This window comes from Fontivita pretiosa (assembly GCF_050410795.1).
In the GTDB taxonomy this organism is placed as follows: Bacteria; Planctomycetota; Phycisphaerae; order Tepidisphaerales; family Tepidisphaeraceae; genus Fontivita; species Fontivita pretiosa.
On record NZ_CP191258.1, the window covers coordinates 3,242,974 to 3,265,690 of the forward strand.

The 22,717-nt window shown below is 63.2% G+C and carries 20 protein-coding genes; 10 read left to right on the forward strand and 10 right to left on the reverse strand.

Annotated features, from left to right (window positions below; translation table 11 throughout):
* Window positions 1-43: 43 nt before the first annotated feature.
* Complete coding sequence (locus tag ACQS5P_RS13075; RefSeq protein ID WP_428937059.1) at window positions 44-550, forward strand: ferritin-like domain-containing protein; 507 nt, start codon at window positions 44-46, stop codon at window positions 548-550.
* A gap of 232 nt (window positions 551-782) precedes the next feature.
* Window positions 783-1,493, forward strand: coding sequence for a DUF6766 family protein (locus ACQS5P_RS13080; protein ID WP_428937060.1), 711 nt, complete (start codon window positions 783-785; stop codon window positions 1,491-1,493).
* A 38-nt stretch (window positions 1,494-1,531) separates the two neighbouring features.
* On the opposite strand, the gene ACQS5P_RS13085 is transcribed toward ACQS5P_RS13080, so the two are convergent.
* The 3 genes from ACQS5P_RS13085 to ACQS5P_RS13095 form a co-directional block, all read right to left on the reverse strand.
* Window positions 1,532-2,689, reverse strand: coding sequence for a DUF3179 domain-containing (seleno)protein (locus ACQS5P_RS13085; protein WP_428937061.1), 1,158 nt, complete (start codon window positions 2,687-2,689; stop codon window positions 1,532-1,534).
* 527 nt (window positions 2,690-3,216) lie between these two features.
* Window positions 3,217-4,236, reverse strand: a complete 1,020-nt coding sequence (locus tag ACQS5P_RS13090) for an agmatine deiminase family protein (protein WP_428937062.1) — start codon at window positions 4,234-4,236, stop codon at window positions 3,217-3,219.
* Between the two features lie 104 nt (window positions 4,237-4,340).
* Window positions 4,341-4,892 (reverse strand): hypothetical protein, encoded by a 552-nt coding sequence (locus ACQS5P_RS13095; protein WP_428937063.1) that lies wholly within the window; start codon window positions 4,890-4,892, stop codon window positions 4,341-4,343.
* 132 nt (window positions 4,893-5,024) lie between these two features.
* Between ACQS5P_RS13095 and ACQS5P_RS13100 the strand changes: the two genes are divergently transcribed.
* On the forward strand, window positions 5,025-5,765 hold the full coding sequence (locus tag ACQS5P_RS13100) for an ABC transporter ATP-binding protein (protein ID WP_428937064.1): 741 nt from the start codon (window positions 5,025-5,027) through the stop codon (window positions 5,763-5,765).
* 69 nt (window positions 5,766-5,834) lie between these two features.
* On the opposite strand, the gene ACQS5P_RS13105 is transcribed toward ACQS5P_RS13100, so the two are convergent.
* The gene (locus ACQS5P_RS13105; protein ID WP_428937065.1) at window positions 5,835-6,248 is read right to left on the reverse strand and encodes an HTH domain-containing protein; all 414 of its coding nucleotides are present in this window, start codon (window positions 6,246-6,248) and stop codon (window positions 5,835-5,837) included.
* A 274-nt stretch (window positions 6,249-6,522) separates the two neighbouring features.
* Here ACQS5P_RS13105 and ACQS5P_RS13110 point away from each other — a divergent pair, with 274 nt between their 5' ends.
* The 3 genes from ACQS5P_RS13110 to lpxK are packed head-to-tail and all read left to right on the forward strand — an operon-like array spanning window position 6,523 to window position 9,424.
* The gene (locus ACQS5P_RS13110) at window positions 6,523-7,305 is read left to right on the forward strand and encodes a hypothetical protein (protein WP_428937066.1); all 783 of its coding nucleotides are present in this window, start codon (window positions 6,523-6,525) and stop codon (window positions 7,303-7,305) included.
* A gap of 6 nt (window positions 7,306-7,311) precedes the next feature.
* On the forward strand, window positions 7,312-8,265 hold the full coding sequence (gene gluQRS / locus ACQS5P_RS13115) for a tRNA glutamyl-Q(34) synthetase GluQRS (RefSeq protein WP_428937067.1): 954 nt from the start codon (window positions 7,312-7,314) through the stop codon (window positions 8,263-8,265).
* Between the two features lie 31 nt (window positions 8,266-8,296).
* Entirely contained in the window at window positions 8,297-9,424 is a 1,128-nt protein-coding gene (gene lpxK / locus ACQS5P_RS13120; protein WP_428937068.1) for a tetraacyldisaccharide 4'-kinase, read from the forward strand.
* Here the strand turns inward: lpxK and ACQS5P_RS13125 are convergent.
* The 3 genes from ACQS5P_RS13125 to ACQS5P_RS13135 form a co-directional block, all read right to left on the reverse strand.
* Window positions 9,351-10,985 carry a tetratricopeptide repeat protein gene (locus ACQS5P_RS13125; RefSeq protein ID WP_428937069.1) on the reverse strand — a complete coding sequence of 545 codons (1,635 nt, stop codon included), beginning with the start codon at window positions 10,983-10,985 and terminating at the stop codon, window positions 9,351-9,353. The two genes, lpxK and ACQS5P_RS13125, sit on opposite strands and share 74 nt — an antisense overlap.
* Before the next feature lie 24 nt (window positions 10,986-11,009).
* Window positions 11,010-11,489 (reverse strand): NADH-quinone oxidoreductase subunit A, encoded by a 480-nt coding sequence (locus ACQS5P_RS13130; protein WP_428937070.1) that lies wholly within the window; start codon window positions 11,487-11,489, stop codon window positions 11,010-11,012.
* A gap of 80 nt (window positions 11,490-11,569) precedes the next feature.
* The gene (locus ACQS5P_RS13135) at window positions 11,570-12,658 is read right to left on the reverse strand and encodes an acetyl-CoA carboxylase carboxyltransferase subunit alpha (RefSeq protein ID WP_428937071.1); all 1,089 of its coding nucleotides are present in this window, start codon (window positions 12,656-12,658) and stop codon (window positions 11,570-11,572) included.
* 286 nt (window positions 12,659-12,944) lie between these two features.
* Between ACQS5P_RS13135 and ACQS5P_RS13140 the strand changes: the two genes are divergently transcribed.
* The 3 genes from ACQS5P_RS13140 to ACQS5P_RS13150 are packed head-to-tail and all read left to right on the forward strand — an operon-like array spanning window position 12,945 to window position 17,271.
* On the forward strand, window positions 12,945-13,829 hold the full coding sequence (locus tag ACQS5P_RS13140; protein ID WP_428937072.1) for a prephenate dehydrogenase: 885 nt from the start codon (window positions 12,945-12,947) through the stop codon (window positions 13,827-13,829).
* Entirely contained in the window at window positions 13,826-15,610 is a 1,785-nt protein-coding gene (locus ACQS5P_RS13145) for a hypothetical protein (protein ID WP_428937073.1), read from the forward strand. Before ACQS5P_RS13140 ends, ACQS5P_RS13145 begins: the two co-directional genes overlap by 4 nt.
* Entirely contained in the window at window positions 15,607-17,271 is a 1,665-nt protein-coding gene (locus tag ACQS5P_RS13150; protein WP_428937074.1) for a hypothetical protein, read from the forward strand. The genes ACQS5P_RS13145 and ACQS5P_RS13150 overlap by 4 nt, the downstream gene beginning before the upstream one ends.
* A 603-nt stretch (window positions 17,272-17,874) precedes the next feature.
* On the opposite strand, the gene icd is transcribed toward ACQS5P_RS13150, so the two are convergent.
* Window positions 17,875-19,191 (reverse strand): isocitrate dehydrogenase (NADP(+)), encoded by a 1,317-nt coding sequence (icd, locus tag ACQS5P_RS13155; RefSeq protein WP_428937075.1) that lies wholly within the window; start codon window positions 19,189-19,191, stop codon window positions 17,875-17,877.
* A 215-nt stretch (window positions 19,192-19,406) separates the two neighbouring features.
* On the opposite strand from icd, the gene ACQS5P_RS13160 reads away from it, so the two are divergent.
* Window positions 19,407-20,498: a hypothetical protein gene (locus ACQS5P_RS13160; protein ID WP_428937076.1), complete on the forward strand. Its 1,092-nt coding sequence runs from the start codon at window positions 19,407-19,409 to the stop codon at window positions 20,496-20,498.
* A 40-nt stretch (window positions 20,499-20,538) separates the two neighbouring features.
* Here the strand turns inward: ACQS5P_RS13160 and ACQS5P_RS13165 are convergent, their stop codons facing one another.
* Window positions 20,539-21,003 carry a nuclear transport factor 2 family protein gene (locus ACQS5P_RS13165; RefSeq protein ID WP_428937077.1) on the reverse strand — a complete coding sequence of 155 codons (465 nt, stop codon included), beginning with the start codon at window positions 21,001-21,003 and terminating at the stop codon, window positions 20,539-20,541.
* 149 nt (window positions 21,004-21,152) lie between these two features.
* Window positions 21,153-22,688, reverse strand: coding sequence for a hypothetical protein (locus ACQS5P_RS13170; protein WP_428937078.1), 1,536 nt, complete (start codon window positions 22,686-22,688; stop codon window positions 21,153-21,155).
* Between the last annotated feature and the right edge of the window lie 29 nt (window positions 22,689-22,717).

A 22,717-nucleotide genomic window follows, 5' to 3' on the forward strand; every position in this document is an offset into this window, starting at 1 on the left:
GGTGCGAACAAAAGCCGAATCCCCCAATCAAGGAGTGGCCCGTATGGACATGACCTCCTTACAGGACCTTTATCTCAATGAACTGCGCGACGTGCTGAACGCGGAGAACCAGATCCTCAAGGCCCTGCCCAAGATGGCCAGGAAAGCCAGCTCGCCCGAGCTATCCCAGGCCTTCGAGGAACATCTGGAGCAGACCCGGCAACACGTGCAGCGCCTCAACCGCATCTTCCAGAACCTGGGCCAGACGCCTCGCTCCAGGAAATGCAAGGGCATGGAGGGGATCATTGAAGAGGGCAAGGACTTCATGGACGAGGCCGACAGCGAGCAGGTGCTGGATGCGGGGCTGATCGCCACGGCCCAGCGCGTCGAACACTACGAGATCGCCGTCTATGGCACGCTGCGCACCTATGCCCAACTGCTGGGCGACGAGGAGGCGGCGCGGCTGCTTCAGCAGACCCTCGACGAAGAAGGTGAAACCGACAAGAAGCTGACGAGGCTGGCGGAATCCGGCATCAACATCGAAGCCAAGCAGGCCGAGACAGACGCATAAGCACCGCGTGAAGGACGGATTGGCCCGAACCGTCGTCAGCCTGTACCCAATCGAGCCCGAACCCGCGCCGTCACGGATGACTGGCATACGAACCTGAGCGGCGCTGTTCGGACGTTGCTGATTCCCGCACCCGCCGACCGCGCTTCGGCAGACCTTCTGCTCAGGAGCGCGGTCGGTGTTGTTTTGTCGCGCAGACTGTCGGTGGCCTGCAAGTGCAGGCCGGAGGTGCTGAATGATTCCGCTGGCGCTGTCGCATCGAATCGAGCGGGCCCGCGCCGACCGCATCGCCGGCCGATATACCGCCCGGCGACTGCTGCTGGAAAACGGCCTGTCCTTCGTCCTGCTTAGTCTGTTCGTGGTCTCATGGATGGCACAGAGTCTCACCGGCTGGCAGGCATACAACCATGAACAGCAGGACCACGGCCAGCCGGCCGTCGGCTACCTCGCCTACCTCTCCAGTGGGCATTTTCTTGAAGCCACCAGCGAAAACTGGGAGAGCGAGTTTCTTCAGATGGCCGCGTTCGTCTGGCTCACCTCCTTCCTGTTCCAAAGAGGCTCACCTGAATCCAAGGATCCGTACGAGCCGGAGGAAACCGCGCCCCTGACACCACAATCCCCCTGGCCGGCACGCCGCGGCGGATGGGTGCTCAAGCTCTACCAGAACTCTCTGTCCATCACCTTCTTCATGCTCTTTTTGATCAGCTTCTTCCTCCACGCCGCCAGCGGCGCACGCGCGTTCAATCATCAGCGGATCGACCACGGCCAGCCGCCGCTCTCCATACTGGGCTACCTGGGCAGCTCGCAATTCTGGTTCGAGTCATTCCAGAACTGGCAAAGCGAGTTTCTGTCGATCGTGATGATGGTGGTTCTGGCGATCTTCCTGCGACAACGAGGCTCGCCCGAAAGCAAGCCTGTTCAATCGCCGCATTCCAGCAATCAGTGAGCACAGTTGCTATACCGGACCAAATCGAATGCTGCTTCCTATCGGGCCAGTTGGAGCTGCGGATACCACGTCTTGAGCACTCCCCAGTACACGTCCTGCTCGACGGAGATCTCGCGCAGGCGCTGGCCCGCAAGGGGGCCGTTGATGCACCGGCCGTCCAGCGTCCACTGGGATTGGCTGTCAGAATCGACCAGGGCAACGTTGCGGCGGGGATCGGTTCTTGCCGCAAAAGTGGGAAACAGGTCTTCGTTCACGTGCCGGTCGAAGCCGCGAAGCCGGTCGGTGGCCGGATCACGCACGAGCAGCAGCCTGGTCTGGCCGGCAAGCGTGTTCAGCGGCCTGTTCGCGGTTACCGAATCGGGCGCGATCGCCAGCGGCGGCGAAGTGGTGACCACGGCCACAGGGGTGTGGGCCGGCAATCCATCGATGATGCCCGTGACGGCGCGCGGTTTCAGCGGCGCCGCGGGCGCGTCGCGATGCTGGTAGGCATACAGCAGCTTCGTCGCAGGCTGCGCCCGACGCCAGATCGACCAGGTTGTCTTTACGGTCGGCAGCGGCTGGCCCAGCCCAACCGGCTTTTGGCCATCGACCGTCATCCCGGTAAGGGCGATGATGAACTGTCCCAGCCGGCGATTCAGCAGCAGCAGCGTATCCAGAGGAGCGGAGACGATCTCCAGATCACGGGGCTTCAAATCGCGCGTGATGGTGTACGCCAGCGCCCGGTTCGCCGACGCAGACCACAGCAGCATCATGCGCTTGTCATAGTCGGTGATGAACACGACTGGCGAGCTGTAAAGCATCGCGTAGGGAAGCGCATATGCCTGATCCTCAAAGACGACGCCGACGATCCAGGCATCGTCAGGCAACCGGCCCTGGCTCGCGTCCACGAAGACGGGGTTCTCGAGGATGTAAAGTCGATCCAGCCCGCGCGATGGGGCGAAGCGATGGACAAACAGCGCCAGGACTGGCGCCAGCCCGATCAGCCACCACACCCGGCGTCGCCCGGAAATCACCAGCCCCAGCAGGGCCATGCACAGACCCAAACACAGGACGATGAGCGGCCAGTCCAGTCGCCGCGCGAGCATGATGTATTCGAGCCCCTGGGTCGGAGATGATGCCCAGCCGGGGTGAGTTCCATACGCGATGATCGTCGCGGCACCGGTGGCCAGTGCGATCAGCAGCAGCGGAAGCAGCACGCCAGACACGATACCCAAATGGGACGGATGTCGCGAGCGGAGCGCGCCCGTTCGTGTCACGAGCGTCCCGCCTGTCGTTTATACACCACTCGGACCACCCGCGTTTTGCGCTCAGGCGCGCAGGTGCGTGCGATAATAGCGGAGACGAGCCAACCGTGGCATGGCCATCCCCGCCATGCAGGGTGCATTCGAGTTCAAAAGTCCGATCTCCGGGCTGTTCATCACCTCATGCGGCTCGGCACGGGCGAGACGCCTGTCCGCTCTGCTGCCTCAAAGAGGGCGTCCAGAAATGTGTATAAACGTCAGGCGTCCCGCTCATGCGAGCGACCTCAGCCGCGCGATGACGTCCCACACGGGCGATGACGCCCGTGATACAAACAAACATTTTGCTGCCGGCATCCCGTGAAAGGCTCGGGCAGGAATGTCCGTACTATCGCGCAACGCTGAACCGGGCCGTTGGTGCGCGCTGCCGAAAGTGATAGGTGCCCTTCATGGTCAGAACCGATCGCGGGTATTCCCGCGCCGGCTCAATCAGGCTGTCGGCTGAGCACATTCACCAGGCAATGCAGCGTTCCGTAGTGCCGGTAGCAGCTTGTGCAGTCAATGAAGCAGACCTGATAGCCCAGGGATCGCCAGACATCAGCGGCGGCGGCGTTGAGCGCGTCGGCGCCGCGATAAACAGGCATGTAGACGATACGCGTGCCATCGGGGCGGCGGTCGGTGATCACGTTGACGTACGTGAGGTAGGTTCGGGCATCGGATGCGGCGACGGTGGGGATGCGGACGACGCGGTAGCCGATCGAGGCGAGCTGGTTGGCGACGGCGTCGAACTGTGCCTGGGTTGCGGCGCTGAAGTCTGCGTCCGGCAGCAGGGCGTTTCGCGCCGCCTGATCCAGCAACGGCGCCGCCAGGCTCGGGTCGCCGACGAGCATCGTCCGATCGCGGGCGGCGGCCATGAACATGCCAGCGTGGTGGGGCGGGGCGTTGTTATCGAGCGGCACGATCCTCTGTCCGCCAAGCTCGCGTTGCAGCAGGGCCGTCAATTGCTCGCCGGACTCGGCGCTGCGGTGGCGATTGCGGTGGATCAGGGCAGGTGTGACAAAGACGTTGCAGTCGTCGGCCAGCAGATCGCCGCCGTCGAACCCGATCCCCAGTCGCCGCGCCTGCACCCGTCCGGCCAGCGTGTCGGCCAGGTCGAAGGCGACCTTTGCATCGCCCGCCCGAGCCGGCCAGGATTCAGCGCCCAATTCAGTTGCGGGTGTCAGCAACGTGATGCGGCCGCTTGCGTCAGGCATCGATGCCACCCAGCGATCGCGCGACCAGGTGGTGATCGGATGATGTGTGAACACAGGAATCAGTTGACATCCGATTCGCCCGATGCGTCGGGACAATTCCCTGAATGCGTTGCGATCCTGGCAGACGACATAGACTGTGACTTCGTCGCGCAGAGTTGGGAGAAACTGTTGATACACGGGCGTGGCAACAGTGTCGCCGGCCACATAGTGAATCACCAGTTCCCGGATGCTGCCGCCGCATTCCGGCAGCATCGCCCGGGACGTTGCGGGGGCAGCGAGATGGCGGTTCTGCGCATCCGAGATGATCAGGGCGAGGCCAGCCCCGAATATCAGCCCGATGATGATTGGCGTACGGTTCACGGCTGCGTTTGAGGCTCGGCCGCCAGCACAACGAAGATCGGAGACATCGACGCCTGGCCCGCCGAAACGCCGATCGTCAATCGTCGTCCGGGCGGCTGCGTGAGGTTCTGCTCGGGGGAAATCCGCAACGCGCTGGTCTGTTGCGGCGGCACGCTTATGTATTGCTCGATGGAATAGACCTGCCGCGGAGCCGGAAGCACCCGCGATAGAGGTGAAGCTGGCTCGGTGGCGTGGATTGTCACGGCCAGGCGGGACTGTATCGTGCGGTCGGTCGGATTGCTGGCCAGCAGCTCCAGCTCCAGCGGCCGGCCCGGTTCCAACCGCAGAGGATCGCTGCCGGTCGGGTTCCCGTTGACTCGCAGGCTCAACTCCAAACCGTCCACCCTGATGGTGGATGGCATCAGGTTCGTATTGGCTGGCAAGACCAGCGGCTGAGTGGCATCAAGTCTTTCGGGGCTCAGAAGTGTCATCGTCGCCACAAACGATCCGCCCGCGCAAATCGCCGCCGCCAGAACCGCGGAAGGCACATTGAGACCGGCAATGTTCATATGTAAGGCTCCTTTTACGCGTCTTGTCTGCTCTGACGTCGGCGGTCAACGGAAGTTGCAGATTCGGGTATTGACCAGTGTGCGGCAGGTACAAGACCCGGCGCAGTCATTCCGCTAGAATGGATCAGCAAGATGTCATCTTCAGTCGCTACACTCAGGGAGCTGACCAAGATCTACCACAAGCCGGGGACGAACGTGGAAGTGCCGGCGTTGCGCGGGATCAATCTGGAGTTCATCGAGGGCGAGTATACCGCGGTGATGGGCGCCTCCGGCTCAGGCAAGAGCACGCTGATGAACATCATTGGCTGTCTGGATCGCCCGACCAGCGGAAGCTACATCCTGGGCGAGCGGGACGTCAGCCGGCTGGATGATGATGAACTGAGCGAGATCCGCAGTCGCAAGATCGGCTTCATTTTCCAGAACTTCAACCTGATTCCACAACTGACGGTTCTGGAGAATTTGGAAGTGCCGATGTTCTATCTGGGGGTACCGCCGGCGGTCAGACGCAAGCGCGCCATCGAGCTGGCCGAGAAAGTGGGCCTGGAAGAACGGCTGGACCACCGCCCGATGCAGCTCAGCGGCGGGCAGCAGCAGCGCGTGTGCATTGCCCGCGCGCTGGCCAACGAGCCGCTGCTGCTGCTGGCCGACGAACCCACCGGAGCGCTGGACAGCAAGACCGGTCAGGCGATTCTGGCTCTGTTCGATGAGCTGGTGCAGGCGGGCAAGACGATCATCCTAGTAACGCACGACCCGACGGTAGCGCGGCGGTGCCAGCGGGTCATCCGTCTGCATGATGGCAGGGTCGCCTCCGACGAACGCAACGGACACGCCGTTCTTGGCGCCGACGCCAGCGGACAGTTGTCACGGGCGTGAATGCGTGATGACCCTGCAACATGACCGCAGCTCAGTTGCATGCGATCATCACGCACCCACCAGACTTCATCACTTTTTCAACTGATACACACCACGTTCGACCTTGGCGAAGCGTTTTTCCTTGATCAGCGTCTGGTTCACCAGGGCACGGAAATTGGCGCTGCTGCTGCGATAGCCGCTGGCCCGAACGCGCTCCAGGATCTCGCTGACCGACAGCGGCTTTCCTGCCTCGCGAAGCACCTGCTCGAGCGTGGCGACCAGGCTCTTGGGGTTGCGGACTCTTCCGCCAGCCGTCAGACGAACTCGCCCACCCAGACTTGCGCTTGCCCCGGCGATGGCTGCGATCTTGCCTTCGACCTTCTCGAGCCTGCGTTGCAGGCGATCGCGCTCCTTTTCGAGTCTTTCCAGCCTGCGTCGCTTGCTCAACAGCATTTGCTCCAGTGCCGCTATAGTCATGGTTCCGTCATTGCGTGGGCGTGCCATAGTTGCTCCTTCAGAATCCTCAGTCGTTGCCCCCAATGCGTTTGCTAAAATAAGGTAACTGACCATCGGTCGTCCAGTCCAGTGACAGTCGTGATCATGGGATTTCACCAGAGTCCAGCCAAGGCCGATGTGGCGTGGGTGAAAAGCGGCAGGAGGCAGCCGGGCAGAGGTTTGAACTTGAAATCGGCGGGCCGGTCGGAACAATGTCCCGCCGAAAAATGAGCCGAAAGGCAGCCGGGACAGGCGCCGCGAGGCCGGAAAGGAGTCAGCGGGCATGAGCCATTCGCCAGGACCAGAGAAGCAGCAATCGCCAGAGCGGAACTACCCGGTGAGCATGTTGGGGCTGGTGGGTCTGGGGATCATGCTGATGCTGGGTTGCGAGCGTTCGGACTCGCGGTCGGGCACGCCAATCACCGCTGACGACACAGCCGCCACGCAGCCCGCCGAGGCGCGCCCGACCACGCAAATGCTTCTGTCTGGCCCGTACAAAAAGCTGCTGTTGCCGGGCATGCCCCTGTCGTTGCGCGTCCCTGAAAGCTGGAAGATCGACTATGCCGGCCCGATTACCTTCGTGCAGGGTCCGACCCCGTATGACATGGCCATGATTCAGCTTTCGGACCACGGTGTCGGACCGCGCTCGCTGGATCCGCAGGTGCTGCTGAAGACGATTCAGGATGAACAGGCGCGCCATCCGGATCCTCGCAATCGTGCGATGCTGCGCGACATCGGCCCGGCCCGCGTATTGGAACGCTTCTCCGTCGGCAAGCCCCAGACCAACCCCAAAGTTGATGCGCACGGCGTGCCGGTGAGCGACCCGGCCACGGGCAATCCCGTCATGCTCACCACTACCCCCATTCGCTGGACCCTTACGGTCTTTGTTCCCGCCGCCGACAGTGCCTACACACGATATGAGCTGAACTTTCTGGACCTGACCGCCGAGCAGTATGCCGTGGACGGAAAGTTTCTGGAGAAGATCGCCTCGAGCTTGAGCTACGAGGCACAGACCGGCGGCGAGGCGCCGATGCAGGCGACAACGTCGCCGGGGCAGTTCCCCTGATTCACGATGCACAACGGCATTACCCGCCTGGCTCCATCACCCACCGGCGCGCTTCATCTGGGCAACGCGCGGACGTTTCTGGTCAACTGGATGCTGGCACGGCGCAACGGATGGCGGATTGTGCTGCGGATCGAGGATCTGGACGGGCCGCGCGTCAAACGCGGCGCCGACCTTCAGGCCATACAGGACCTTCACTGGCTGGGGATCGACTGGGACGACGGACCGATCTACCAGTCGCAGCGGCAGGCGATCTACCAGGCAGCAGTACAGCAGCTTCTGGATCGCGGGCTGGCGTATCCGTGCGTGTGCAGCCGGCGTGAGGCGGCCCTGGCGGCCAGCGCGCCGCATGCCGAGGATGGTTCATCGGTTTATCCGGGAACCTGTCGCGATCGGTTTGATTCGGTGCACGCCGCTCGCGCCGCCAGCGGGCGCGACCCGGCCATTCGCTTCCGCGTACCCCATGAGCCTATCGAGTTCAACGACGCCTTCCGTGGGCCGGTTCGCTTCGACGACGTGGCCTTGCAGCTTGGCGATTTCGTGATCGCCAAAGCCGACGGGACGGCGGCGTATCAGCTTGCGGTGGTGATCGACGACGCCCAGGCCGCAGTCAACCAGGTGGTTCGTGGCGATGATCTGATTGATTCCACACCACGGCAAATCCTGCTGTATCGCGCGTTGCAGATGGAGGCGGCGATTCCACGATACACGCACCTGCCGCTGGTGGTGGGTCCGGATGGCCGGCGGCTGGCCAAGCGTCACGGAGACACGCGGCTGTCGCACTATCGGGAGCTTGGTGTCAGTCCCCATCGCGTGTTGGCGCTGCTGGGTCGTTGGTGCGGAATCGAGCCGGATCGACATGAAGCAACTGTCGGGCAACTGTTGGAGCGGTTCTCGCTGGATCGCCTGCCACGTCATCCGATCGTCATGACGCCGCAGGACGAGGCATGGCTGCGAGAGTGAGCCCGATGAGTGTTCACGCTGTATGCTGAACATGCCAGTGGCGAGCGAACAACGATATCTCGAGCTGATCAGCGGCCGAACCAGCGGTGCGGCGGCGGCGCTGGCGCGCGCGGCGCTGGCGGCGGCAGAGCCGCTTTACGCCACCGTCACCACCCTGCGCAACGTGCTGTATGCCCGCGGCGTGCTGGCTTGTTACCACCTGGCGCAGCCGGTGATCAGCGTCGGCAACATCACCACCGGGGGCACCGGCAAAACGCCCGTGGTGCGATGGCTGGTTCAGCGATTGCTGGAGGCCGGGCTGCACCCGGCGGTGCTGTTGCGCGGCTACAAAGGCGGGGATGAGGCGCGGCTGCTTCAGGAGCAATTGCCCGCGGCACTCATCGAAGCCAACCCCAGCCGCGTGGAGGCCGCCCGGCATGTGCAGGCGCGGTCGCCGGACATCGACGTGTTTGTCCTGGACGACGGGTTCCAGCATCGTCGCATCCGCCGCGATTTCGATCTGGTGCTCATCGACGCATCCAATCCTTTTGGCTACGGACACGTGTTGCCACGTGGGCTGCTGCGCGAGCCGCTGCGGGGTCTGAATCGGGCCGATGCGTTCCTGATTACCCACGTGGAACTCTCCTCGGGCGAGATGCTCCAGCACATCCAGCAGACGCTTCGGCGGTACAACGCGCATGCGCCGATCTACCGCTGCCGGCACGTGCATGCCGATCTGCGAGACGCCGCGGGCAACGTCGCGCCGGTCGAGTCGCTGAGCGGCAGGCGAATCGTGAGCTTCTGCGGGATCGGAAACCCCGATGCGTTCGAGCAGCAGCTCGACCGGGCCGGAGCGGTCCGGGTCGCGTCGCTGCGATTTGCGGATCATCATCAGTATGAGCTGCACGACCTGGTGGAGCTTACGGACCGGGCCGCCGATCTGCATGCCGACATGATCGTCACCACCGAGAAAGACTGGATCAAGCTGCGTGGGCTGCTGGAGCATGCCCCGCAGCCGGAGCAACGATTCGCGGCAAGGGTGATCTGGCGGATCGGGCTGACGATCGGCTTCTTGAATGATGATGAAGCGGAGCTGCTGGGGCAGATCAGCCGGGCGGCGAGGGGATTGTCGTCGTTGTCGTTGCCGGCCGCTGCGCCCGCTGAAGCAGCGGGAGCATGAGTTTAGCCTGGGGATGGTTGGGGTTCAGCTCCAGTGCCCGCTGGCAGTGGCGAAGGGCCTGCTCGATTTGGCCGAGCGTGCCGTACGCCGCCGCCAGGCTCGCATGGCCGTCGGCTCCGTCGGGGCGCAGCTCCACGGCCTTTTGCAAGGGGGCCAGGGCCTGGGCGGTTTGATCCTGAAGCACCAAGGCCCGTCCGAGATTGATCAGCGCATCGTAGTCGTCGTGTCGCGCCGCCAGCGCCTGTCGGGCGAAGCGCTCGGCCAGACGCGGGTTGTGTTCATCGAAGGCGACGGCGGTGAGCAGGTCCCAGGCGGCCCAACTGCTGGGGTTGACGGCCAGGCCATGTTCAGCCAGCGAGCGGGTGTCGCGCCAGTGCCAGATTTGTGACCAGCTTCGCAGGCACAGCAGAAGCACAATGGCACTGGCCAGCGCGTGCATTGGAAGTGTCGGATAGCGCCGGACCGCCGCCGCCACCGCGATCGCAACGCCGAGCATCGACAAGTACACGTAGTGATCGGCGACGGTGGACTTGTCCTGAAAATCGAAGCTGAGCAATCCCAGCACCGGCAGCAGACCGATCAGGAATATCAGCGCAGCGGCGCACAGGGCGCGGCTGCGCCGCGCGAGCAGCGCCAGCGTCGCCGCCGCCGCCACGGGGATGATCCAGGTGAACATGGCCTCGCCACTGGCCAGGATCGCCTGCGGCGTGCGGCCGTAATCGAAACCCAGCCGCGCCGGCCAGAGGAGCTTGAGCAGGTAGAACGCGATGGCGTCGGCGGCGACGAGGGGTCGCGCCCACAGCGGTGCGGGATGCAGATAGCTTGAGGTCTGGATGAGACGCGTCCAGGCGGCGCAGGCGACCGCCAAGGCGAACAGCGGCACCAGCTCCCGGGCTGCTGGTCTGAGCGCGCTGCCTCGCAGCCATCCGAGCACCATCAGCGCCAAGGGCAGCACCAGTGCGGTTGGTTTGGACAGCACTGCCAGCAACATCAGCATCAAGAGCAAGGCGGAACGCTTCAATCGATGAAGATGCTGTTCACTGTGCTGGGCAGCGTCGTCGAGGAACACCCAGGCCGCCAGCAGGCAGAAGAACGTCGCCAGCAGATCGCGAAAAGCCGAGACCCAGGCGACTGATTCGACTTGAAGCGGATGGACTGCGAACACGCAGGCGCCCAGAGCCGCCGGCCAGGCCGAGCCGGAGTCCATCAGCCGCCGCAGGATCCGATAGACCATCGCAACGCACGCCAGATGGACCGCAAGACTCGCGGCGTGGTAGGTGGCCGGGTGATGCGCCAACACCCCCAGCACCGTCCAGATCGTGTACGTGACTGGGATGTAAAGTCCGTAGAAGCGGTGGGTCCAGTAGTGGCCGATGTTCTGGAGACGAGGCGGATTGAACAGGGGATTTTCCGCGATGTGGACGTTGTCATCCCACAGCAGCAGCTCGAAGCCGACAACCGGCCAGAAAACCAGCAGCGCCAGAAGGACGGGGACAAGCGGCGTCAGCCACGCCAGGCGACGGTGCAACAGCAGGCCAGCGGATGATGTGGCGATGATCATCCTTTCACCTGACCAACATGGCTGTCAGATCGGACGATCGATGCGTGCCTCCCGACGAAGGTCGATCCCGGGAGTGTAGTGGGCTTTGACGCTGGTGGTGGCGGCGGAGCGCACCCAGTCCAGGTATCCGAATCGCCACAGGTACGCAAAACCCACCAGCAGCACCCCGAAGAAAAACAGCATGTCCACCAGCGCCACCAGCCGCAGATGGAAGGCGCTCATGCCCAGTTCCGAGGCCAGGGCGGCGGCGTCTCCCCAGGCCACGGCCCAGGGATAAAACAGTGCTACCTCGACGTCGAAGATGAGGTAGACCAGAGCGACGATGTAGAAGCGGAGGTCAAACTGTACCCAACTGGTGCCGATGCTCGGTTCGCCGCACTCGTAGACGGTGAGTTTTTCCGGGTTGGGAACCTGCGGCCGCGCCAGCGCGCCAATGAGCATGTTGACCAGGACAAACGCCGCGCCGAACGCGGCGAACAGCGTGATCGAGAGCAGCAGTTCCATTGGCCAGACTAACTTAGGCTTGCCCGGGGAAAATGCAAGCCGGGGTTCGGGCGGCGATAGGCAGGCTTCGGGCCGGCCGGCTACCCTACGGCGCGCGAGCCTTGCCGGCGGGAGGATTCGATGAAGACTCCCTGATGGCGGAACTTTTCGTAGCGGCGTTCCAGCAGGGTGCTGATCTTGCAGCGTTTGAGCTCGCGCAGAGCCTTGACGATGAACTGTTCGAGGTTGTGAGCGGCGGTATGGGGATCGCGGTGTGCCCCGCCCAGAGGCTCAGGCACGATCGCGTCAATCACGCCCAGCTTGAGAAGGTCCTTGCTGGTAAGTTTGAGGCTCTCGGCAAGTTGGGCGGCACCCTCGTTGCCCTTGAACAGAATGGCGCTGCACGCCTCAGGGCTGATGACCGAGTACCAGGCGTATTGCATCATGGCGACGCGGTCGGCCACGCCAATGCCCAAGGCCCCGCCGGAGCCGCCCTCCCCGGTGACGATGCTGATGATCGGGGTCTTCAGGCGACTCATCTCCATGAGGTTGCGGGCGATGGACTCGGCCTGACCACGCTCCTCGGCACCGATGCCCGGATAGGCGCCGGGCGTGTCAATCAGGGTGACCACGGGCAGGCCGAACTTCTCGGCCAGCTTCATGCACCGCAGCGCCTTGCGGTACCCCTCGGGATGAGCCAGCCCAAAGTAACACTGAACTCGTTCTTTGGTGTCACGGCCCTTGTGGTGGCCGATAAGCATCACCTTATGCCCGCCGAGCCGGGCCAGGCCGCACCTGATGGCCGGGTCGTCGCCGAAATGCCGGTCGCCGTGCAGCTCGCGGAATTCCCGGCAGATCATCTCGACGTAATCCTTGAACAGCGGTCGCTGCGGGTGCCGGGCCACCTGCACCGTCTCCCAGGCGCTGAGGTTGTCGTAGGTCTTTCGCAGCAGGGAGGTGTAGTTGCTGCGAAGCTGGCGAAGCTCTTTGGAATAATCCACGCCCTTGGTGGCCTGAAGCGCCTCCAGCTCGAGGATCTGCTGTTCGAGCTTGGCCAGGGGCTTTTCAAACTCCAGGACGTGTCGGAGTTGTCGCGAGGCTGGGGAGGCCGGGGAGTTGGCGGGCGAGGCGGCAGGCGAGCCTTGCGAGGCCGCCGCGACCGGGGCTACCGGGGATGCGAGTTGCGACATGATTCACGAATCCGACCGGGTTGTCATCCCGGCCGCCTTTCATCGGCAAACGTTCGCCGCGGTCCCTCCGCAATCAAAGCCTGTGTGAGCCACTGAGGCTCAGCCGGCTCACGCGGCGCCGAGATGGAACCTTTACCGATCCTTCATCGAAGACCAATAGGGTAGACGACCCCCACCATAACATCAAGGGCGCCGCCGTCTGCTTGACAGCCCGCCGCGGACGGGGCATCCTGTGCCCCGCGCGCTACAATCGCATCACCACTGCCAACCGGAAGAATATCGGACCATGACCTTCGAGCGCTTGAGTGTTCTGGGAGTCGGCTTGCTGGGCGGCTCGATCGGGCTGGCACTCAAGAGCAAGTCAAAGTCCTGTAAAATAACGGGTTATGGTCATCGAAACGAGTCCCTCCAGGTCGCCCAGCGTCTTGGGGCCATCGACGAGTATACAACCGACGCGGCGCAGGCGGTTCGAGGTTGCGAGCTGGTGATACTCTGCACCCCGGTGGGGGTGTTCCCGCAAATTTTAGAAAATATCGCCCCGGCGCTGCGGCCCGGAACCATCGTGACGGATGTGGGAAGCACCAAACGCTCGGTCGTGCAACTGGCCGAGAGACTGCTGCCGCAGGGGGTGCATTTCGTGGGCAGCCATCCGATGGCTGGCAGCGAGCGGCGGGGCGTGCAGGCGGCCCGGGCCGACCTGTACCGCGATGCCCTGTGCATCACCACTCCTACCTCCCGCACCGACTCCACAGCCCTGCGAAAAGTCGAGTCCTTCTGGCAGGAACTGGGCATGCGTGTCACCCGGCTCAGCCCCGATGACCATGATCGCCTGCTGGCCGACATCAGCCACCTGCCCCACGCGCTGGCGTCGCTGCTGGTGCTGGCGGCGGCGCAGGAGGCGTTGCCGTTGGCGGGCAAAGGGTTCCTGGACACGACACGGATCGCGGCGGGGGATCCGGGGCTTTGGAGAGATATCTTTTTGGACAACCGCGACCACCTGCGGGTATCGATCACCAAACTTCGCCAGCGGTTGGACGAGCTGGATCAGGCCCTGGCGCGGGCTGATTCGCAGGTGATCCAGGCCCTGCTTGCCGCCGCCGCTGAACGACGAAGCAGTCTCCAGCGCGCCGCCGGAGCCTGTAACGACGCACAAGCCGGAAGTGGGGAATGATTGGTCTTGCACTGCGACTTGGCCGCTTCCTGTTCCTGCCCCTGGCGCTGTACGTCGTACTGTTCCTGCTGCTGAGCTTTCCGCTGTGCCGGCAATTCTCCAGGGCCTATTACTGCGACCAGACCGACGGGCCGGTGATGCTCTGGAATGTCTGGTGGATTCAGCATTCGATCACGCATCTTCAGAACCCCTGGCACACCAACTACCTTCATCATCCCCATGGCACGACGCTTCTGCTGCACACGCTGGTGCCGCTGAAGGGGCTGATGGCGATGGGCCTGTCGTGGCTGCTGTCCGACGTGCAGGTGTACAACACGCTGGTGGTGTCCAGCTTCGCGCTGAGCGGGTTGACGGCGTTCTGGCTGGCGCATCGGGTGACGGGCAGCAACTGGCCCAGCATCGCCGCGGGCTATGCCTTTGCGTTCTGTGCCTACCGGTTTGCCCATGCCTCGGGGCAGCTTCAGGCGATTTCCACGGAGTGGATGCCGGTGTTTGTGATGGCGTGGCTGGCGACGCTGGATCGACCCACGGCGCCGAAGGCCGCCGCCGCGGCGCTGGCCCTGCTGCTGGTGCTCTTGTGCGATCACTACCAGTTTGTCATGTGCATTGCCGCCGGGCTGATCGTGTTGGGCGTTCGAGTGTGGCGGTGGCGGGGCCTTGGGCCGTGGAAATCGGCAGGGGGGATCCAGGCGTTGCTCGCCGGAATGCTGATCAGTGCCCTGACCATCGTGCCGATCGTGTGGGCGATGCTGGCTGTGGCCCGAAGCCGAGAGGTCTGGGGCCAGCACGTGCCAGCCTGGTACTCGGCCGACCTGCTGGGTCTGCTGGTTCCCGGATGGATCTGGCACTATCACGCCCTGACCGAACCGGTCTGGCGAGACGTGGGGTATTACAACGAGACCAGCGTCTCGATCGGGGTGGCGGTGCTATTCGCTGCGGTGTATGCCCTGCTCACACGCCGCCGGGTGCCTGCTGCTGATTTAGGGATGTGGCTGGCGATTGGGCTGGTGTGCGTGGCGTTGGCGCTGGGGCCGACGCTGCACGTGGCCGCGGTGCCGCTGTTCGACTTGACCCCTTATCGACTGGCCGAGTTGCTGCTGCCACCGCTGCGGCTGGGGGGCTGTCCGGCGCGGCTGATGATCATGGCGCAACTGGCGTTTTCGCTGCTGGCGGCCGTGGGGTTCAAGAGCCTTTTTGACGCGTTGTCCGCCAGCCCCGCCGCAAGGACCCGCCGTGCGCTGGCTGCAATCGCCCTGGCCCTGGCCATGCTGCTGGAAGCTCAACCCCGAGTGCTTGCGACCTTTCCGGCAGAGGTCCCCCGCTGGGTGCTGGCCTTGCGGGACGCGCCCGGCGGCGGCGCCGTGCTGGACGCCGTGCGGTGGGGCGATGCCATCGGCATGTACTATCAGACGATCCACCAACGCCCGATGGCTTGGGGTGAGACTTCGCGGACCGTGGCTGATGTGGAACTGGCCACGCGGCGTCTGCTGGGCGCCGGTGGCTCGGTCGACGCCGCCGCGCTGGCCCGGGCCGGCTTCGGCTACGTGGTCAGCGGGGCTGCCGCCGCCAGGCTGCCTTTGCCCCTGCTGTACGAGGATCGTCAGGCGCGCATCTATCGGCTCGATCCGAGCGATCCATCACTGGTCGATCTTAAGCTATCCCTGCCGCCACCAGCCCGACTGGCACCACATTCATTTCATGGCTTTGTGCCCGCTGAGCTTCAGCGGCTTCAGCCAGCCACCCCTGAGCCGGCCACCCGCGCCAGCGTAATCCAGCCATGAAACGCCTGACCTCGCTCAGCTTCTGGCTCCTGCTGCTGCCGTTGGCGATTTACACCGCCTGCTTTTTCATGCTCACCTGGCCAATGCTGCTGAACTGGCCGACGCACTTCTACAACGAAGGCGGCGACGGAATGCAAAACCACTGGAACTTCTGGTGGATCGACAAGGCAGTAAGCGAGTTGCACTGCTGGCCATGGTGGACCGACTACCTGCATTATCCACACGGGACAACGCTCGCAGCCCACACGCTGCAACCCATTCACGGTTTTCCGGCGATGCTGCTTCGTCGCCTGCTGCCGGCGGTGCAGGTCTACAACCTGTTCATCGTCGGCTCGTTCGCGCTGGGTGGGGTGACGACATTCTGGCTGTGCATCTACGTGCTTGAACGCGCCGGCGGGATCGCGGCGGGGCCGCGTGTCAAATATGTCGCCAGTCTGGTTGGCGGGTTTGCCTTTACCTTCACCGGCTATCACTTCGCGCACATGCCCCTGCATATGCAGCTTGTGGCCGTGGAGTTCATCCCCCTGTTCCTGCTGGCGTGGTTGAGGTTGATCGATCGGCCATGCCTGTGGCGGGCGACGGCGGCGGCCGCCGCCGCGGCGGCGCTGACGCTGTGTGATCTGTACTATCTGCTCTACAGCATGCTGGCGGCGGCAGTCATGTTGCTGTGGAATGCCCCGCGCTTGTCCCGCCAGCATGTCAGGGCGATGCTCAGCTTCGGCTTGCTGGCAGGGGCGGTGATCGCGCCGGTGGTCCTGCCCATTCTGTGGATCAACGCCAACGACCCGCTGGTCGGCGCTCATCCCAGCAGCGAGTTCTGCGGCGACGTGCTGGGGCCGTTCATCCCCGGCGGAGGCTCAGCCTGGCGAGGTCTGACCGAGGGCTTCTGGCGACGGCTTGGCGTCAACAGCTACGAAAGCAGCGTCTACATCGGCGTGACGGTGCTGGGTCTGGCCGCATATGCCGCGGTAAGGAGCTGGCGGCATGCGGTCGGTCACGCATCCCCACGGCTATGGCTCACCATCGCCGCCGTGTTCTATATCCTGTCACTGGGGCCGATCCTGCATGTCGGGGGAACCGCACTGACCGGGCGGATCATGCCCTATCACTGGCTGGAGGTGCTGTTGCCGCCGCTGCGATTGGGCGGCGTGCCGGTGCGGATGATCGTGATGACGGCCCTGGCAGTGTCGCTGCTGGCAGGAGTGGGGATTGCGGCGATGTTGTCCAATCGATCCACCCCGTACAGGCGACTGGGAGTGGCGATGCTGGGTCTGCTGATGACCGCGGAGCTGTGGCCACGACATTTCGACTGTGTTCCCGATCGTTTTCCGCGATGGGTCCTGGCCTTGCGGCAGATGCCTGCCGCCCCGGTCATCTGCAAGCTCAATGTTCCCACCGGGATGTTGCTGTATTACCAGACCGGCCACGGGAAGAAGATGGCCTTGGGTCTTGTTGCCCGCACAACGACCAGCACGGAGATGAAGTCGCGCGCCATCATTGGCATGGTGCTTCAGAAACGATACGCCGCCTTGGCTAAGCTGGGATTCAGCTACCTGGTTTGTCATGCCGATGACCCGCAGCCGGAACTGCGAGTTCTCTATACCGATGATGAGGCGGCGATCTACGCATTGCCACACTTGCAGATGACGACAGGCAATTGAGATTGGGGCGGCGGTGTCACGTCGCGCGGGTGGAATGCCGCGTCAGAGTTTCCAGAATGGTCAATGACGACTGCGCAGAAATGCTCGGGTGCGACAGAGCGACAGTCCCCAAGCGTGCGTTTGACCCGCGCAACTGGCCCGCAAGTGCGGGAAAGCAGGCGAGTGGCGCAAAAACTCGGGCGAGCCCAAAGGACTCGCCCGATGCACTTTCTCGCCCTCAACGATTGAGGGGAGATCTCCCGTTTTTCGGCGTCACGCGCAACCGGCGAACGCACACCGGAAGCGGTTCAAATTCACAACGTAATCAATTCTGTTTACGGCTCCGCCGTTTTGAAAGGTCGCTCCTGTCTGCTTGATCGAATAGCCCTGAAAGGCACCCAGTACTTGATTCGGACGCTCGGTAGTATCTACAGCTAGGGTTGGGGAGTCAACGGAAAAATTCGTTATCGGACGAGTTTTTCCAAAAAAATCTATCCTCCCACAGCGAGCTTGCCTTGCTGGATTGCACAGGTTGCCCAGTTCCACATAACGTTCGCTATCCCCCATCATCGCAGCGCGAAATCTCTACTCCGAGGATGCTCCAGTTTCGCCGTCTGAATCGCCTCACCCCATATGCCTGATGACCTCGGTGGCGAACTCGCTGCACTTGACCTTCCTGGCCCCGGTCATCAGCCGCTCGAAGTCATAGGTCACCGTCTTGGCGGCGATCGCGCCCTTCAGGCCCTTGATGATCAGGTCGGCGGCCTCCTGCCACTTCATGTACTGGAGCATCATCACGCCGCTGAGGATCACGCTGCCGGGGTTGACCACGTCCTGGTTGGCGTACTTGGGCGCGGTGCCGTGCGTGGCCTCGAAGACGGCGTGGCCAGTGACGTAGTTGATGTTCCCGCCCGGCGCGATGCCGATCCCGCCCACCTGCGCCGCCAGCGCATCGCTCAGGTAATCACCGTTGAGGTTCAATGTCGCGATCACGTCGAAGTCCTCCGGGCGCGTGAGAACCTGCTGGAGCGTGATGTCGGCGATCGCGTCCTTGATGACGATGCCGGCCCCGGGCTTGCCGTCGGGAATGCGACACCACGGCCCGCCGTCGATCTCGACGGCGCCGAAGAACTCCTTGGCGACCTTGTATCCCCAGTCGCGGAAGGCGCCTTCGGTGAACTTCATGATGTTCCCCTTGTGCACCAGTGTCACGCTTTTTCGCTTGTGCTGGATGGCGTAGCTGATGGCCGAATGCACCAATCGCTCGGTGCCCAGGTAACTGACCGGCTTGAGTCCAACCCCCACGCGCACATCCACGTCGCGACGTGGCGCGCCGATCCCCTCGAGCTGCTTCTGCCAGTCCTGTGCGGCCTGGAGGGTGCCAAAGCGGATTTTCTTGAAGTCCTTTGGGAATTCCCGGGCGAAAAAGTCCAGGATTTTCTGAGCTTCGGGGGTTCCGGCGGCATACTCGATGCCCGCGTAGATGTCCTCGGTGTTCTCACGGAAGATGACCATGTCCACCTTCTCCGGGTGCTTGACCGGCGAGGGCACTCCGGGGAAGTACTGCACCGGGCGCAGGCACACGTACAGGTCCAGCATCTGCCGCAGCGCCACGTTCAGCGAGCGAATGCCCCCGCCCACGGGCGTGGTCAGCGGCCCCTTGATCCCGACCAGGTACTTGGAGAATGCCTCGACGGTCTCATCCGGCAGCCACGTGCCGAGCTGCTTAAAGCTCTTCTCGCCTGCAAGCACCTCCTTCCAGACGATCCTGCGTTTGCCGCCGTAGGCCTTTTCGACGGCGGCATCGAAGACCCGCACACTGGCGCGCCAGATATCCGGCCCGGTGCCATCGCCCTCGATAAAGGGGATGATCGGATGATCGGGAACGATGAGCTGGCCGTTGGAAATGGTGATCGCTTCGCCGGTGGTGGTGCTGGACATCTTGTTTCTGCTCCGAATCTCGCAGGAGTCTGATCAATGACTTTGCTGACTTTTCCCGAAGCGGCAAAGTTAGTGGATTCGGGGGTAAAGCTCAATTGATCGGCTCTTCAGGACGCCAAATCGCCTACAGCGCGGTACGATCCGGGGCCGCGGGGCCGGTCTCAGGCCGGATGCATCCCGGGGGATGATCACCATGTTGGAGGAGTAACCAGGCGATGCTGACGCACGAGAAACCCACCTTGTCACAACGGCTGGCGATGAACGAGGCGTTCTGGAGGCGCGGCCCGGCCAGTCGGCCGCTGATCGGCATGGCCGTGAACATCACCTTTCCCGCCGTGCGCTTCGCCGGACATGCTCTGGAGCAGGGCCGCGTCACCCCTGACATGATCGATCCCGACTGGTTCCTTCAGGACTGGGACAGGAGCTACGAGCACACCGAATCTCGCGGCGAAGACCTGTTCATGGTGGCTTCCCCGTTTGCAGGTATTCCGTGGATGGAAGTGATCGCCGGCTGCCAGGTGTTTTCCAGCCCCAAGAGTGGGAGCATCTGGGCCGAGCATCCCAGTCCGGACTGGGATAGCCTTGATCGCGTCGGCTTTGATCCGGACAACCCGTGGTTCCTGAAGCTGGTGGAATGCAGCCGCGTGCTGGTCGAGCATGCCCGCGGACGCTACCCCGTGGGCAATCCCATTCTGCGGGGAATCACCGACATCGTCGCCGCCCTGTTGGGCTCACAGCGGATGGTCTTCGAGTTCTTCGATCATCCACAGCAGCTTCAACAACTGCTTGTTCGCTGCACGCAGATCTGGCAGGGTGTGGGGGAGGCGCTGGTTCGCACGTTCGGGCTGTTTCACGGCGGGCAGTGTCCCGGACGCAGACGCGTCTGGACGCCCGGCACGTGCATGCTTTATCAGGACGACGCGGTGGCCGTCCTTTCCCCGGAACTGTACCGCCAATACATCCTTCCCCTGGAGCATGAGGTCCTGCGGCACTACGACCGCACGATGATCCACACTCACTCAGCCACCCTGCCCATTCTGATCGACGGGCTGCTGTCGCTGGATTCTCTGCACGCCATTGAAGTTCTGATCGATCCGACCGGGCCGAGCATTCCCGAATTGATTCCCACGTTCCGCCGAATACTTGATCAAAAGGCCCTGCTCATCTGCGGTGAGATCTCACTGAGTGATATTGAGTTGCTTGTGAAGGCTCTTCCTGCACAGGGACTGTGCCTCATGCCCAAGGTGAACACGGAAGCCCAAGCCGATGCGCTGTTCGGGCAGATTCTGTCGATGTGTCAGGAATAGTTCATCGACGCGCGATTACTCATCGACGCGCGTCGGGCGGTTACTGTTCGGACGGCAGGGTCGGCGCTTCGTGCTCCTTGATGATGTCAAATACGATCGAGCTGTCGGAGTAGGTCTGCCAGCGCAGGATCTTTCCGCCGGTGGTCGTGCCGAAGTAGGCCGCCGGGACGATCCAGTGATTCTCCTCGGGGTCTTCGCCCTCGGCGGTATCGGCGCTGTAGGTTCCCTCGGCGGAGCCGAAGACGGCCACGCCCTCGGGGCCGGAGATCACCGTCTCGACGTGGATCTGATAATCGGGGTAGAGGTTGAAGTACCGCCGCCACTCCTGACGCATGAAAGCCCGCCCGCGGAAGGTGTCGCCGGCGGAGTTGATGTAGCGGAAGTCGTCGGCCATCAGGGCGATGATCCCATCGACATCGTGATCATTGATCCGCCGGATGTACTCCAGCACGGTCTTTCGCATTACGTCCGGCGGATCGAGAATGGCAGCAGATTCGTCAGTCATGCGATGCCCCTTTACCAGGTGAATCGTAACGCCGCTCACCGCTGTATTCCAGTAAAAATGGGAAACTCGCGACAGGCTGAAACCTCAAGAGCCTGGCAGGGGGCACGCCGTCAAGTTCGGCGGCCGGCGAACCCCTGAACCCGCCGCCGTTATCGCGGAAGTCGCGCCGGGCGGTCGGGGGGTGGCTCGATCGTGGGGATAATCTCGCGACTGCGCAGAGGTCTGTTCGCCCGCCCGGTCATGCTCAACACAAACGCGGCGCTGTTGATCTGGTTCAATCCCCCGTGCGTCGAGCGCATGTCCACAATTCTGGAAAACATCACGTACCCCGAGCAGTACCCGTCACGCAGCGTGATCATCACGGCCGGCGGGCTGATCGACATCCCGTGAAACGCCTGCCAAAGCCGATGTGGCGCATCCGGGAAGGGCGCATCGACGGTGGCGGCGAACCAGTCGGCGTCGGCGATGAAGCCGTCGGCATCTACCTTTCCCTGGCTGCGAAGCGCCTGGAAAACGCCTTCGTAACCGAGCACGTCGGCGGTGATCGGCGTGTATCGATACCGTCCGTCGCGGTACTCGATCGCCGCCTCGCCGCGGTGGTCACGCACGATCGCCCGATCCTGCTGAAGATACGCCACCAGCTCGACCTCCGGGCGGGTGAGGATCGCGTCGGCCACCTCGGCCGGGCGGTAGGTGTGAATCCCCAGGTATGTGACCAGCCCGTCGCGATCGATCACCACATCGTTGGCTTTGCGCAGCCGCTCGGTTACACGGAATCCCGCCTGCTTCAGCACCTCGTCAAACTGGATGTTCGTCGAGGGCACGAGATTGTGCCCATGATCCGAGCAGATGGAGATCTTGATGGCTCCCTCGCGTTCGAACACCAGTTGAAGGCAGAGGCGTTCGATTTCATCCAGGACCTCATCAAGCCCCTGCTGGCCGTAGCGGCCCAGCATGCCGGACGTGCTGACGAAATAGACACGGGTGCTACGGTCGGGGCTTCGCTCGAAGACTTCGCGGACGCGCTTCAGTTCCGCGTGAAAGAGCACCCGCGGACGCAGATACGCGATGCCGTTTTCCCAGTACGGGGCGGCATAGTGGCATCGATACTCCCACGGCTGCTGATAGCCGATGATCCGGTCGCGGATACCACTGTTGTACTGATGGGTTCGACGATCGTAGCCGTCGTCGATCATTCCCAGCAGCGGCGGGGCGTGCAGAATCTGCGTGAAGCACAGCTCGGTCATCGACGGAAACGGAGCGATGACCTTCTGCGGCGGGGGAAACCAGCAGAACCCGCCACGCTGGTACCGGTCCGCCACCGCCTGGTACGGGATCGAATCCAGCATGATCAACAGGTGCGGAACGCGATCCGGATCGTAATCCCCCAGCCGATAAATCCGGTCGCAACGGCCGTCCTGATCATCGTCGTACTCGATGGTGTCAAAAGGAAGCGAATCATCGCGGCGGGTGAGGGCAAAGTCGGCCTTGCCGTCGTGATTGGTGTCGTACCAGCGCTGTAGCGGCGAAGTGGAAAGCGGCTGGCGGGGGAAGGTCAACGCCGGGGCGGGGGCGCGACATCCACCCGAAGCCGCGCCCAGATACGCGCAAAGACCCCATGCCAGCAGATTGACCAGACAGGAAACGACCTTGCCCAGGTTTGTGTCGCCGGATTCCACTGACATCGCCCGTATGGTTCCTCCAAAAGAAGGCG